The 14,229-nt window shown below is 63.7% G+C and carries 13 protein-coding genes; all 13 read right to left on the bottom strand.

Annotated elements, in window-relative coordinates; translation table 11 throughout:
- Nucleotides 1-3: 3 nt before the first annotated feature.
- Nucleotides 4-591: a type VI secretion system amidase effector protein Tae4 gene (locus AB4Y34_RS31880; protein WP_368718293.1), complete on the bottom strand. Its 588-nt coding sequence runs from the start codon at nt 589-591 to the stop codon at nt 4-6.
- Nucleotides 591-1,145: a PAAR domain-containing protein gene (locus AB4Y34_RS31875; protein ID WP_368718292.1), complete on the bottom strand. Its 555-nt coding sequence runs from the start codon at nt 1,143-1,145 to the stop codon at nt 591-593. The genes AB4Y34_RS31880 and AB4Y34_RS31875 overlap by 1 nt, the downstream gene beginning before the upstream one ends.
- 261 nt (nt 1,146-1,406) lie before the next feature.
- Entirely contained in the window at nt 1,407-2,507 is a 1,101-nt protein-coding gene (gene bioB / locus AB4Y34_RS31870; protein WP_368718291.1) for a biotin synthase BioB, read from the bottom strand.
- Nucleotides 2,508-2,559: 52 nt separating this feature from the next.
- Nucleotides 2,560-3,300 (bottom strand): dethiobiotin synthase, encoded by a 741-nt coding sequence (gene bioD / locus AB4Y34_RS31865; protein ID WP_368718290.1) that lies wholly within the window; start codon nt 3,298-3,300, stop codon nt 2,560-2,562.
- Entirely contained in the window at nt 3,297-4,481 is a 1,185-nt protein-coding gene (bioF, locus tag AB4Y34_RS31860; protein ID WP_368718289.1) for an 8-amino-7-oxononanoate synthase, read from the bottom strand. Before bioF ends, bioD begins: the two co-directional genes overlap by 4 nt.
- Entirely contained in the window at nt 4,481-5,842 is a 1,362-nt protein-coding gene (gene bioA / locus AB4Y34_RS31855) for an adenosylmethionine--8-amino-7-oxononanoate transaminase (protein ID WP_368718288.1), read from the bottom strand. The genes bioF and bioA overlap by 1 nt, the downstream gene beginning before the upstream one ends.
- Nucleotides 5,843-6,291: 449 nt before the next feature.
- Nucleotides 6,292-7,599, bottom strand: a complete 1,308-nt coding sequence (locus AB4Y34_RS31850) for a dienelactone hydrolase family protein (RefSeq protein WP_368718287.1) — start codon at nt 7,597-7,599, stop codon at nt 6,292-6,294.
- A gap of 612 nt (nt 7,600-8,211) precedes the next feature.
- Nucleotides 8,212-8,667, bottom strand: a complete 456-nt coding sequence (locus AB4Y34_RS31845; protein ID WP_368718286.1) for a YchJ family protein — start codon at nt 8,665-8,667, stop codon at nt 8,212-8,214.
- A gap of 7 nt (nt 8,668-8,674) precedes the next feature.
- Nucleotides 8,675-9,805, bottom strand: coding sequence for an acyl-CoA dehydrogenase family protein (locus AB4Y34_RS31840; protein WP_368718285.1), 1,131 nt, complete (start codon nt 9,803-9,805; stop codon nt 8,675-8,677).
- Nucleotides 9,806-9,838: 33 nt separating this feature from the next.
- The gene (locus AB4Y34_RS31835) at nt 9,839-10,516 is read right to left on the bottom strand and encodes an SDR family oxidoreductase (RefSeq protein ID WP_176109713.1); all 678 of its coding nucleotides are present in this window, start codon (nt 10,514-10,516) and stop codon (nt 9,839-9,841) included.
- A gap of 27 nt (nt 10,517-10,543) precedes the next feature.
- On the bottom strand, nt 10,544-11,752 hold the full coding sequence (locus AB4Y34_RS31830; RefSeq protein ID WP_368718284.1) for an acetyl-CoA C-acetyltransferase: 1,209 nt from the start codon (nt 11,750-11,752) through the stop codon (nt 10,544-10,546).
- Between the two features lie 72 nt (nt 11,753-11,824).
- The gene (gene aceK / locus AB4Y34_RS31825; RefSeq protein WP_368718283.1) at nt 11,825-13,642 is read right to left on the bottom strand and encodes a bifunctional isocitrate dehydrogenase kinase/phosphatase; all 1,818 of its coding nucleotides are present in this window, start codon (nt 13,640-13,642) and stop codon (nt 11,825-11,827) included.
- Nucleotides 13,643-13,681: 39 nt separating this feature from the next.
- Entirely contained in the window at nt 13,682-14,086 is a 405-nt protein-coding gene (locus tag AB4Y34_RS31820; protein ID WP_368718282.1) for a MerR family DNA-binding transcriptional regulator, read from the bottom strand.
- Nucleotides 14,087-14,229 lie beyond the last annotated feature (143 nt).

The raw sequence follows: 14,229 nt of genomic DNA, 5'->3' as shown, positions 1-14,229 counted from the left end.
GACTCATTTCACGGGAAAGAACAGAATAGTTTTCGAATTTCGAAAGTCCGACCAGATGCCGGGAATGACAATGTTCCAGCTGACTCTGAGTCCTGTGCCGAAACCGGTCAACGTGTTGCCGTTCCAGAGATCGATGTGACCGCCGCTTGTACTGCCGGTCGAATCGGTGTCGCGACTCCAGTACCCGTCAAACATTACGATGCCGGTGCGGCCTTTGATTTTCGCAACCCAGTCCGCTCCGGTAATGTTCTCCGGCTTTCCGATACCGGCTATCGGCTGAAGTTTTAACCACTCGCCAAGTTCATTGGCTCGTGTAGCCGTTGCTTTTCCGTCGAGCATGATACGACCAATGCTCGGCTGTCCAGCGAGCGGTCTGATCAACTTTGATGAAAACGACTTCATTGGAACGCCAACCTGATGGAAAGTCACACTCATGCGAATCGCGCACTGGTCAACATAGTCTGGATTGTCGTACGGATCGCGCGAAGGATAGTTGTTCCACAGTTGTTCGAACGTGACAGCATTCAGCAGGATTGATTTGGTCGACCCTGGCGTCGAATTCGTTCTGACTACGGTTATTCCGTTCGGCATTAGTCAGAGACTCCGAGCTGTCTTGCTAGCGCCTCGTCACCCCAATATACGGTGTACTCGGCGGCGCTCGCGCCACTCGGGATGCGTGGTAATCGACCGCTAGCGTCGAGACGACCGGACTCTACGCGTCCATCTGTGGTTTCAATGCAATACGGGTAGCCAGGAAGCAGGGCACCCATCGCACTGGCGAAGACCTGCTCGTCATACACGAGTGCGCTCGGGGATCTTGTAGCCACCGCAAGTGCAGCGACACATTTGCCATCCGACAGTTCATCATCGGTTTCAACGAAGACGGTCGGATTACTCCCCACGATGACCCGGTTTTTGCCGCAGGGACATAACACGCGATCACCGTCGAGAACAACAGCACGGTCTTTTTTCGATATGCCCTTGCCGGTGCCAAATATCTGGAATGCGCCCTTGCAGTTGCCGCATGTCGCTTCGTCGCCGCTCAGGGCGACCGTTTTGCCGTGATCGGAGATACTCGAAGAATAGGCGATGACGAATCCGCGAGTCGTGGTCGGATCACCATGCCGTACCGCTGCCTTACGCATTTGCACTCTCTGGGTGAACTTGGAAAAGTCACCCTACATGTGCCAGGAAATTTTGGAAATCAGACTGACTGCGACAATTCCGAATTTGACGAGATTTGTAATTGAATATGCTTCTCGAATCGCTGAGCAACGTTTCGCCAACCCCGACGATTGGATCAATGACCAACTGTCGGGGGGAATAGTCGATGCTTTGCGAGGCAGTCTTTCTGTTCGCGCGCACGCGTCACCACATGCGACTTACCGGCTAAGCCGTTCCGCGCTTCAATTCGCGGCGCCGTGATCCCCATGCCCATGTGCACATCCTCGCTCGCACTCACTCTGCTCGACCGGCATTTGCTGCGCAGCCTCAGCGCGAATGCCCAGACGCGCGAGCAGCTTGCGGTCCGCTTCCGCCTGCGGGTTGCTCGTGGTCAGCAACTGATCGCCGTAAAAGATCGAATTCGCGCCCGCGAGGAAGCACATCGCCTGCAACGCCTCGTCCATCTGTTCGCGGCCGGCCGATAGACGCACCATCGCGCGCGGCATCGTGATGCGCGCAACCGCGATCGTGCGCACGAATTCGAACGGGTCGATCGGTTCGGTGCCGGTCAGCGGCGTGCCTTGCACCTGCACCAGATTGTTGATCGGCACCGATTCCGGATACGGCTCCATGTTCGCGAGTTGCGCGATCAGCCCCGCGCGTTCGCGGCGCGATTCACCCATGCCGACGATGCCGCCACAGCACACGTTGATGCCCGCGTCGCGCACACGCTCGAGCGTGTCGAGGCGATCCTGATAGGTGCGCGTCGAAATAATCTGGCCGTAGAACTCCGGCGACGTATCGAGGTTGTGGTTGTAGTAGTCGAGGCCCGCATCACGCAGCGCTTGTGCCTGATGCGTTTCGAGCATGCCGAGCGTCACGCAGGTTTCGAGGCCCATCGCCTTCACGCCGCGGATCATGTCCTTGATCGGCTCGAGGTGGCGGTCCTTCGGATTGCGCCACGCGGCGCCCATGCAGAAGCGCGTCGCGCCGTTGTCCTTTGCGAGTTTCGCCGCGGCGAGCACTTCGTCGACCGGCATCAGCTTGTCGGCCGCGAGACCGGTGTCGTGATGCACCGACTGCGGACAGTACGCGCAATCCTCTTCGCAGCCGCCAGTCTTGATCGACAGCAGCGTCGACAGTTGCACCGCATTCGCGTCGAAATGCTCGCGATGCGTTTGCTGCGCGCGAAACAGCAGGTCGTTGAACGGCAGTTCGTACAACGCGACGATATCCGCGACGCGCCAGCGCGCGAGCGGCTTCGCTTCAGTGGCGGCGGCAGTCGGATTGCCGTTGGCGGCGCTCGTGTCGGCGCTGCCCGATGCGATGTTCAGTGGTGTCATGTGATCGATCCTCGTGTACGGATGAAATGGGGTTCGGCGCTGCTGGGCAGCGCTATGTCGCGCGCAATTGGCGCAGCGTTTGCAGAAGCCGTCGAATATCGAGCTGTTCGGCCGCAAGTTCCGGCGACAGCGGGCTGATATGCGGCACGATCCCGAGCAGCGGCGCGTCGTACGCTTGCGCGAGATGCGTGCGAATCGACGCGATGTTTTCGTCGGCGAAGGTCATATCCGGGTCGATGCGATTCGCGACCCAGCCCGCGAGCGTGAGACCGCGCGCGGCGATTGCTTCGGCGCTCAGCAGCGCATGGCTGATGCAGCCGAGCCGCATGCCGACCACCAGCACTACCGGCAGCCCCAGCGCGACGGCGAGATCGGCGGTGTCCTGCGTCGCGGTCAACGGCACGCGAAAGCCGCCGACACCTTCGACCACGACGACCTCGGCGAGCTTCAGCGCTTCGTGATGGCACGCAACGATATGATCGACATCGAACGAGACGTTTTCCAGCGCCGCAGCGATGTGCGGCGCAGCCGGTTCCTTCAGCAGATACGGCGTGCGCATCGCGGGCGGCAGCAGCACGCTCGACGCCGCATCGAGTTGATCCGCATCTTCGTTGTGCAGCACGCCGTTCACTTCGAACGCGCCCGCCGCGATCGGCTTCATCCCGGCCGCTTGCAGACCTTCGCGCACGAAGCCGCGCAATAGCGCCGACGACACGAAGGTCTTGCCGATTTCCGTATCGGTGCCGGTGACGAACAGCGACAGTGCGCCGTCATCGTTATTCAGGTTGCTCATGCGGCGCGCGCTCCGACTTGTTGCAGCGCGGTTTCGAGCCGGTCGAGATCCGCATGCGAGTGCGCGGCCGACAGCGAGATGCGCAGGCGCGACGTGCCGGTTGGGACGGTCGGCGGACGGATCGCGGGCACCCACAGCCCCGCGCGGTCTAGAGACGCGGCGATCTCGAGCGTCGCGTCGTTCGCGCCGATGATCAGCGGTTGAACGGCCGTATGCGAATCGACGGGCAGCCACGGCGTCGCCTTCAGCATCGCGCGCGTGCGTTCGATCAGTTGCTGCAGATGCGCGCGGCGCGCATCGCCCTCGTCGCCGCCGATGATGCGCAGGCTCGCCGACACCGCATGCGCGGCCGCCGGCACCGACGCGGTCGTGAAGATATACGGACGCGCGCGCTGCACGAGCCATTCGATCACGGTCGCGTGCGCGACCACGAACGCGCCGGAAACGCCCGCCGCCTTGCCGAGCGTGCCGATCGAGATCAGATGCGGGGAGCGCAGCGCGGCTTGCGCGATCGCGCCGCGGCCCTGCGGGCCGAGCACGCCGAAGCCGTGCGCGTCGTCGACGATCAGCCACGCGCCGTGCCGCTCCGCGAGTTCGAGCAAACGCGGCAGCGGCGCGATGTCGCCGTCCATGCTGAACACCGTGTCGGAGACGATCACCTTGACGTCCGCCTCCGACGCTTCGAGCATCGCGCTCAACGCATCCATGTCGCAGTGCGGATAGATCTGCACATCGGCGCGCGACAGCCGCGCACCGTCGATCAGCGATGCATGATTGAGCGCATCGGAGAATAGCGTCGTGCCGCGGCCCGCGAGCGCGGTCAGCGTCGCGAGATTCGCCATATAGCCGGTGCTGAAATACAACGCGCGGGCAGCGTCGACGAACCCGCCCGCGAATGCCGCGAGATCGTCCTCCAACTGCGCATGCGCGCGCGAATGACCGCCGAGCAGATGCGAGCCGCCGCTGCCCGCGCCATACAGCCGCGCGCCTTCGGCGATCGCCTCGATCAACTGCGGATGCGCGGCGAGGCCCAGGTAGTCGTTGCTCGCGAAGCCGATCATTTCACGGCCGTCGACCGTCATGTGCGCGGCGCAGGGCGTGTCCGCGGTGCGGCGGCGGCGGCGCAGGCCGCGTGCGTCGATTTCCTTCAGGCCTTCGGCGAGTGTGTCGAGCAGATGCATCAGCGGGCCTCCGCGAGCGTGGCGTCGAAGGTGTCGCGTGTGCGCGCGGCGAGCAGCGCGAGTTCTTCGTCGTCGAGAATGTACGGTGGCATCAGGTATACGGTGGTGCCGATCGGGCGCAACAGTAGCTCGCGTTGGAGCGCGTTTTCGAAGAAGCGGCGCGAGAACGTTTTGGCTCGCTGGGGATCGTCGATCACCGCATCGAACGCGAAGATCGTGCCGCGCTGACGCAGATTGCGCACCTGCGCGTGCTCGGCGAGCGGTGCGAGCGCGGCCTCGAGCTTTGCCGATTTGCGGGCGTTGGTGGCGAGCACGTCGTCGCTCGCGAACAGATCGAGCGTTGCGAGCGCGGCGCGGCACGCGAGCGGATTGCCGGTGTACGAGTGCGAATGCAGGAAGCCGCGTGCGGTGTCGTCGTGATAGAAGGCTGCGAAGATCTCGTCGCGCGACAGCACGATCGACAGCGGCAGATAGCCGCCGCTGATGCCTTTCGACAGACACAGGAAGTCGGGCCACACGCCTGCCTGTTCGCATGCGAAGAAGGTGCCGGTGCGGCCGCAGCCGACCGCGATTTCGTCGGCGATCAGATGCACGCCGTACTGGTCGCACAGCGCGCGCAATCCGGCGACGTACGACGCGTCGTGCATCGCCATGCCGGCCGCGCACTGCACGAGCGGCTCGACGATCAGCGCGGCGATGCGGTTCGCGCGCGCCTCGAACTGCGCGCGCACGTTGTGGAGCGCGCGGCGCGCGACGTCGGCGGCTGTCTCGCCCGCTTGCGCGAGCCGTGCATCGGGCGACGCGACGACGTGCGCGTGACGAATCAGCGGATCGTAAGCGTCCTTGAACAGCGCGACGTCGGTCACGCCGAGCGCGCCGATCGTCTCGCCGTGGTAGCTGTTGGCGAGGCAGACGAATTCCTGCTTGTCCGCGTAGCCCCGGTTGCGCCAGCTATGAAAGCTCATCTTCAGCGCAATCTCGACCGCCGACGCGCCATCCGACGCGAAGAACGCGTGGCCGAGCGTGTTGCCGGTCAACGTGTGCAGACGTTCGGCGAGCTCGACGGCGGGTTCATGCGTGCAGCCGGCGAGCATCGCGTGTTCGAGCGTATCGAGCTGCTCTTTCAGCGCCGCGTTGATGCGCGGGTTCGCGTGACCGAACAGATTGACCCACCACGAACTGATCGCGTCGAGATAGCGATGACCCGCGCGATCGTATAGCCATGCGCCTTGACCGCGCGCGACGGGGATCAGCGGCAGACGTTCGTGGTGCTTCATCTGCGTGCACGGATGCCATACCGCGCGAAGGCTGCGGGCGACCCAATCTTCAGGGGCGACCCGGGGGGCTGCTGAATTTTCCAAAGAGGTACTCCGAGGTGCTTTTATGCCACGCACGCGCGAGATCGGTCTCACGCCTTTCTGAAAGGCGTTTCCGTTTTTTCCGCAGACCTATTCCGGCCGCGAGGAGCGAGCCTTGGCGAGTGCGCGGGGTCGAGATTAGCGGTTTATTTCGCCGCGCGCATCAGCTGCGAAACGCGCGTTTTTCGCCGTGGCGTCGAGGTTTGCCGCTGTTCGACGCAGCTCGTTCGACTTCGGGATCAAAGCTCGCTAATCGACGGAGATAGCGACATCAAAGTAATGAGCTATTACTGGCGAGAATTTGTGGTGAAGAGGTGCTTTTTCACAGGCGCGCCGCACGAATGCTGGGTTGATGTCATGGCGCAACGGCGGCCCGAATGCAAAAAGGCCTGCTGAATCAGCAGGCCTTCGACACGTCGGAACCGAACTCGAATCCAGATGCTATGCGTACTTCACTCCCGGCTCGCAATCGCTTTCCGGCCATTCGCATCGGCATCACCCGCATCCGCCGTCTGCGAGCTCTGATTGCCCCACACGACCGAGTTATCGACCGCATACAGCCGGCACGGATCGGAGCTCTGCTTCTGGCAATTCGCCACCGCCACCGGCATCGGATCGTCGCCGCCCTCGGCCCACGACCACGCGCCCGAATCCGACACCGCGAATGCGCGGCTCGGATACTGATGCAGGAAGTTGCGATAGCCATTGCGGCCCTCGTTGTCGAGGAACGGCACCGCGTCGACGGCGTCGAGCGCGGCGAAGCCGGTTGCCTGCGGCGCGGCCGGATCGGCGACGTGATACTGCACGGCCGTCGGCATGCCGGCGCGCGCGAGGAACGCTTCGACGGCCGGCCACCATACGCGCACGCCGTCGCGGTCACCGACCAGCCGATGCGCGTCGTTCTTGTACTTGCCGAAGTCGACCATCTTCACGCTCGCGCCATGCGCGCCATACGCGGCGTACATGCCGGCGACGAGCGGCGCGTTCCACACCGAGTCGTTATCGCCATAGAGCCACAGCGACGGCACCGTGGTCTTCTCGCCGTATGCGCCGAATGCGCGCGTCAGATTGCCTTGCCAGTCCTCGCAGGAGTCCTGGCGCAGGCCGCCCGAGAAATTGATCAGCGCGCGCACGCCGGGCGCCGCTTCGGTGCCGTACGCAATCGTCGCGAGACCGCCATGCGAGGTGCCGGCCACCACGATGTGCGTCGCGTCGACATAAGGCTGCTTCGACATGTAATCGATCGTCGCGGCGACGTCGCCGGCCTGGCCGAGGCCATTGCGTTGGACGTCGCAGCCGTCCTGCTCGTACACGCCGTCCGAGTGGCCGAAGCCCTGGCGGTTCGGCGCGACGACCACGTAGCCGCGGCGCACGAATTCGCGCGCGAACGGCAGCGGGTCGCTGCGTTCCTGGGTGCGCGGATCGCCCGGAATCTTGCCGTGGTTGAACACGATCATCGGGAACGGGCCGCGGCCGTCCGGCTTGTAGATCGTGGTTTCGAGCGTGACGGTGCCGGCGGCGTCGACCGGCACGCGGATGATCTTTTCGTTCAGGTGAGCGGTGGGCAGATAGATGTCGTCGTCGAGCGCGAGGCGCGGCACGCGGGCGCGCGACAGCGGTCCCTGGGTGTCGCTGGTCGGTGTCGCGTTGTGTGCCGAAGGCGAAGAGTAAGCGAGCGGATCGGCGTGCGCAATCGTGACCGCACACGTGGCCGCGGCGCAGATCGCCGCACACTTCGTCAGAACCTTGCTCAACACCATTGACGCACCTGCTTGAAAGACCTGTCCTGAACTCCGTGCTGTCCGGTGGCCAAAACGCTGCTGACGTTCAGCTTTCGTTCGCGTTTTCGACACAAACAGACTCACTCGCGTGCGTAGTGCGCAAAGCGCACGCACGCAAATCGACATCGCACGGGATGAACCCAACGGCCGACGCGACCCCACGCGCCGAGGATGAGCGTCACTCTGTGCTACCGGAGCCCGCGCGGCGCGCTTACTATCAGCGGCCAGTCAGGCTTCCTTTGCATGTTGCGGAACTGGTGTGACCCGTTCTCGCAATGTGACGTCATGAAACTACAGACTCATCCTGGCACGACAATTTTGTTTTGTGCAATCAAGGAGAACCCGCGACGAAAAAATTGCTGCGTCTGCGAATAAGGCCTCAAAGCCTTGCCAGGCAAGGGCCGGGGACATGTGGCGGGAAGCGGCGACTAAAGGTCGTGTAAGTGCTGTGGCGCGAGGCCAACGAAGGAGCCTGCGCGCGTGGAACGAAAAAAAGCCCGAACCGAGGGTTTTTATGAATTTTGTCGAGAGCGAGAGGCAGGCACGAGAAAGCCTCGACGCGTAATGCAGCGATCACTTAATCAGCGCCTGCTACTCATTGACGTCTCCGTCTACATAACGCCAGCGACCATCATCGCCACGCAGGAAGCGGCTCAATTCATGCAGCCGATGCGCACGTCCCCCCACTTTGTAGCGGGCGATGAATTCGACGTTCGCATGATCGGCATCGCTTTCGGCGAACGCCTTGATCTGCAGTCCGAGCCAACGAGGCGCGTCGGGTGCGGTGGGATCGACGTCGAGATCGGCGGGGCAGGTGCGGGGGTCCCACGTCGCGCGCAGGTAGTCGATTGCCCCGAGCACGTACGCGCTATAACGCGAGCGCATCAGTTCGAGCGCGCGCGGCGCCGCTTCGCCGCCGTCGATATAGCGGCCGCAGCATTGTGCGAAACGCGGAGCCTTGGTCGCGGTGCCTCCGCGTGCGGCGGGCGCGGCGCCGCCGCATGGACAGTCGACAGGTCTTTGCAGAGACAACAATGGCTTTTTCATTGAAATTTCAGTTGAGCGCGCGAGCGATCAGGATCTTCTGGATATCGCTCGTGCCTTCGTAAATCTGGCACACGCGCACGTCACGGTAAATCCGCTCGACCGGGAAGTCGCTCAGATAACCGTAGCCGCCGTGAACCTGCAACGCGGCCGAGCAGATGCGCTCGGCTGCTTCGGAAGCGAACAGTTTTGCCATCGCGGCTTCGGTCAGGCACGGTCGGCCCGCGTCCTTCAGCGACGCAGCGTGCCAGATCAATTGACGCGCGGCTTCGAGTTGCGTGGCCATGTCGGCCAGACGGAACTGCACCGCCTGGTGCGAGAACAGCGGCGCGCCGAAGCTCTCGCGTTCTTTTGCGTAAGTCAGCGCCGCTTCGAACGCGGCGCGCGCCATGCCGACGCTTTGCGCAGCGATGCCGATGCGCCCGCCTTCGAGCCCTGACAACGCGATCCGGTAGCCTTCGCCTTCCGCGCCAATCAGGTTCGCCGCCGGCACACGGCAGTCCTCGAACACGATCTGCGCGGTGTCTGACGAATGCTGGCCGAGCTTGTCTTCGACACGCGCCACTACGTAGCCCGGCGTGCTGGTGGGCACGATGAACGCGCTGATGCCGCGTTTGCCGGCGGTCCTGTCGGTGACGGCCATTACGATCGCGACGTCGCCATTCTTGCCGCTCGTAATGAACTGCTTGACGCCGTTCAGCACGTACGCGTCGCCATCGCGCGTCGCGGTAGTGCGCAGCGCCGACGCATCCGAGCCCGCTTGCGGCTCGGTCAGGCAGAACGCGCCGAGCATCTCGCCGCGCGCGAGCGGCGTGAGCCAGTCGCGCTTCTGCGCGTCGTTGCCATAGGTGAGCAGGATGCTGCACACGGGGCAGTTGTTCACTGAGATCGCGGTCGACGTGCCGCCGTCGCCGGCCGCGATTTCTTCGAGGATCAGCGCGAGCGCGAGCGCGTCCATGCCGGCGCCGCCATACGCGTCGGGCACCAGCACGCCATAGGCGCCGAGCTCGGCGAGCTGCCGGTGCACGTCGCGCGGAAAGGTGCGCTCGCGATCCCATTGCGCCGCGTACGGCGTGATCGCTTCGCGCACGAAGGTGCGCAGCGCGTCGCGCACCATCAGGTGATCCTGGTCAAGCACCATGTGTGTGTCTCCGATCCGATGCAACCCGGTTGTCTACCAGTCGAGCTGCGTACCGTCGTGCTGAACGAAGCGGCCGTGGAACGCGTCGCGCGATGCCGCCGCCTGCGCCAGCACCTCGCGCATGCCCGCGACGCTGCGCGCCGGATCGAGCGCGGCCTGCGCGCCACCCATGTCGGTGCGCACCCAGCCGGGATGCAGCGACACGCAGGTCGCGCGTTGCGCGTCGAGCGACGCGAGCTTCAGCACGGCGTTCAGCGCCGCCTTGCTGGTGCGATACAGCCAGCCCGTCGTGCCGCTCGCATCGGCGATGCTGCCCATGCGGCTCGAAATCACCGCGAGCACGCCGTCCGTTTCCTCGACGAGCGGCAGCAGGATGGGCAGCAGCTGCATCGGGCCGCGCACGTTCGTATGCATCACGTGATCGAAGTCCTCGGCGGTGATGGTCTCGATCCCTTCGGTGCGCGGACCGTACACGCCCGACACCACGATCGCGACGTCGAGCCGTTCGCCGTCGAGCTTCCAGCCGAGCGCCGCGATCTCTTCGGGGGCGGTGACGTCGAGCATGAAGGTTTCGGCGCCGAGCTCGTTGAGTGCGTCGAGCGCGGCGCCGTCCCGCGCGGTCGCGAGCACGCGCCAGCCGCTTTTTTTGTACTGCCGCACGAATTCCTGGCCGATGCCACGCGACGCACCGACGATCAACACTGTTTTCATCGTATTCCTCGAAGTTTGGTCAACCCTTCAGATCAGTTCGATACCCATTGCGGTCGCCTCGCCGCCGCCGATACACAGCGACGCGACGCCGCGCTTCAGACCGCGATTCTTCAGCGCGCCGATGAGCGTAACCAGAATGCGCGCGCCCGAGGCGCCGATCGGATGGCCTAGCGCGCATGCTCCGCCGTTCACGTTGACCTTGTCGTGCGGCAGATCGTGCTCTTTCATCGCGGCCATCGTGACGACCGCGAACGCTTCGTTGATCTCGTACAGATCGACGTCGCCGGCGCGCCAGCCGTTCTTCCCGAACAGCTTGCGGATCGCGCCGACCGGCGCGGTCGTGAACTTCGCGGGCTCCTGCGCGAACGTCGAATGACCGACGACGCGCGCGAGCGGTGTCACGCCGATCCGCTTCGCAGTCGACTCGCGCATCATCACGAGCGCGGCCGCGCCGTCCGAAATCGACGACGAGTTCGCCGCCGTCACGGTGCCGGTCTTGCTGAACGCGGGCTTCAGCGTGGGGATCTTGTCGAGGTTGGCCTTGAACGGCTGCTCGTCGCGCGCGATCGTGACGTCGCCCTTGCGGGCCGCCACCGTAACGGGCGCGATTTCCCAGTCGAACGAGCCGTCCTCGTTCGCGCGTTTCGCGCGGTTCAGCGACTCGACCGCGAATGCGTCCTGCGCCTCGCGCGTGAAGTCGAACGACGCCGCGCATTCCTCAGCGAACGTGCCCATCAGACGGCCTTTGTCGTACGCGTCTTCGAGGCCGTCGTAGAACATGTGGTCGATGACCTGGCCGTGGCCCATGCGCATGCCGCCGCGCGCTTTCGGCAACAGATACGGCGCGTTCGTCATGCTTTCCATGCCGCCCGCGACGATCACGTCGAGCGAGCCCGCAGCCAGCATGTCGTGCGCGAACATCGCCGCGCGCATGCCGGAGCCGCACATCTTGTTGACCGTCGTGCAGCCTGTGGCGAGCGGCAGACCCGCGCCGAGCGCGGCCTGGCGCGCGGGCGCCTGGCCGAGGCCGGCGGGCAGCACGCAGCCCATCACCGCTTCGTCGATCTGCTCGGGCTTCAGACCCGCGCGCTCGACGGCCGCCTTGATCGCGACCGCGCCGAGTTGTGGCGCGGTCAGCGACGCGAAGTCGCCCTGAAAGCCGGCCATCGGCGTGCGCGCCGCGCTGACGATCACGATCGGATCGGCATGGATACCACTTTGAATTGCGTCACTCATGTTTGAGCTCCTTGGTCATAGCTTGGATGGCTACCGCCGCGCGCGGCCTGCTGCGAACCCTCGTGAGATTCATCAAGCCACGCGCACATTCGGCTCGTTCGCCTCTGCATCGGTTGTTTCGGCGAACCGCTCCGGATAACGCACGCAGAAGCGCACGCTCTGGTCGTACGGGAAAAAATCGGGCAACTCGCCCTTCAAGAGAAAATCCTTGTATCGCTGCCACAGTTCGGGCTCGAAGAGATCCGCGTGATGCCGCATGAACGAGCGGCGCACGCGTGGATCGCCGAGCAGGAAGGTGCCGTACGTCTCCGGGAAAATATCGTGCGGACCGACCCGGTACCACGGCTCGTCCGACATTTCGTCTTCCTCGTTGCGCGGCGCCGGCACCGCGCGCACGTTGCAGTCGGTCAGGTACTCGATCTCGTCGTAGTCGTAGAACACGACACGGCCGTGGCGCGTCACGCCGAAGTTCTTGTACAGCATGTCGCCGGGGAAGATGTTCGCCTGGATCAGCTCCTTCACCGCGTTGCCGTATTCCTTGATGCCGTGCTCGATGTCGTCGTCGTTGCCGTTCTGCAGGAACAGATTGAGCGGGATCATGCGTCGCTCGATGTACATGTGGCGAATCACGAGGTTCTCGCCGTCATATTCGATCAGCGACGGCACTTCCTCCTCGAGTTCGCGCAACAGCGTTTCGTCGAGCCGCGCGAGCGGCAGCGCGACGCTCGAATATTCGAGCGTGTCGGCCATGCGGCCGAGCCGGTCGTGACGTTTGACGAGCAGATACTTCTGCTGGATCTGCGCTCGCGTGGTTTCCTTCGGCGGCGGAAAGTTGTCCTTGATCAGCTTGAACACGTAGGGGAACGACGGCAACGTGAACACCAGCATCACGAGTCCCTTGATGCCGGGCGCGACGATGAAGCGGTCGCTCGAATGCTTGAGGTGATGCAGCAGATCGCGATAGAACAGATTCTTGCCCTGCTTCTGCAGACCCACCGACGTATAAATCTCCGCCTTCGGCTTGGCCGGCATCACCGTGCGCAGAAACTCGACATACGCGGACGGCACTTCCATGTCGACCAGAAAATACGAGTGCGAGAAGCTGAAGATGATCAGCAACTGCTCGCGCTTGAGCAGCACGGTGTCCAGTGCGAGCACGCCCGGTTTCACGTGACGCAGCGGCACCGCGAACGGCAGCAGCGCGTCGCCGTTGATGATGCGCCCGACGATGTACGCAGCCTTGTTGCGATAGAACAGCGACGACAGCACGTGAATCTGGAAATTCGGCGCTTCGTCGAACACGCCGAACGCTTCGCGAATCGACTGCACCACACAGGCGACGTCGCGCGTCAGATCCTCGAACGGCGGATCGAGCTGGAAGTTCGTGACGACCCGCTCCAGCGTCGCGGCGAGTCCGTCCGTACCGGGGTAATACGCGCGATAGGTCGGCTTCGCGGCCGGTTCGTCGTTCTCGATGTATTCGGTCGAAATCGCCGGGCGCACGAAAATGAAATCGTTGTTGAAGTACGAGCGGTGCAGGATCTTGCAGGAAACCGAATTAAAAAAGGTTTCCGCGCACTCGGGCTGACGGTGCGTGGTCAGAAGACCAATGTAGTGCAGCTTGATCTGCTGCCACACTTCGCTGTCGATGTTCTCCGCGTCGTACTCGTCTTCGAGCAGGTGCACGCATTCCTGCACGCGATCGTCGTACGACGCGATGCGGTCGCGCGCGAGCTTTTGCAGGCCGTGCCAGTCGCCGGCTTCGAACAGCGTCTTCGCATGGATCGCCGCGTCGCGAAAGATCCGGTAGTGACGGTCGAACCCTTCGAGCATCGTCTGCGCGACGTCGAAACCGATTTGCGACGATAACAGTTTGGGGAAGTGATTCATCACGCGCGCTCCGCAAACGCCGGTCAGAGTCAGGCAGCTTCAGGCAGGTTTCGCGTCGTGCCTCGTGCCATCGAGCAACGCGCGCGCCTGCGCTTCGTACTGCGCCAGATCTTCGAGCGTCGCGTCGAGATCTTCGCGCTGACGTTCGAGCACTTCGCGATGACGCGCGACCGTCGCGAGAAACGCGTGCAATTGCGGCACGGTGTCGGTCGGCGACTCGTAGACGTCGAGCAGGTCGCGAATCTCCGACAGCGTGAAGCCAAGCCGCTTGCCGCGCAGCGTGAGCTTCAGACGCGTGCGGTCGCGGCCGGAATAGACGCGTCGCAAGCCGCTCGAACCCTCGCGGCTCGGTGAGAGTAAACCCTGGTCTTCATAGAAACGAATTGCGCGTGGCGTGACGTCGAATTCGCGCGCGAGTTCGGTGATCGTGTATTGCATATTCATCGGGACATCTCGTGGCCGCTTGGCCGGCACAAAACCGGATTGAACGATAGAATCGACGTTTACGTTATCGTCAACCTGAGCGGAACGCAACCACAACCAGGCCGACCGGCATCGCATACCTGGCCATGCCGGAGAGTCGTCTG

This window comes from Paraburkholderia sp. BR10954 (assembly GCF_040965775.1).
Lineage (GTDB): Bacteria > Pseudomonadota > Gammaproteobacteria > Burkholderiales > Burkholderiaceae > Paraburkholderia > Paraburkholderia youngii.
Note: the sequence above shows the minus strand (reverse complement) of the source record. Positions and strands in the feature narration are given on the sequence as shown.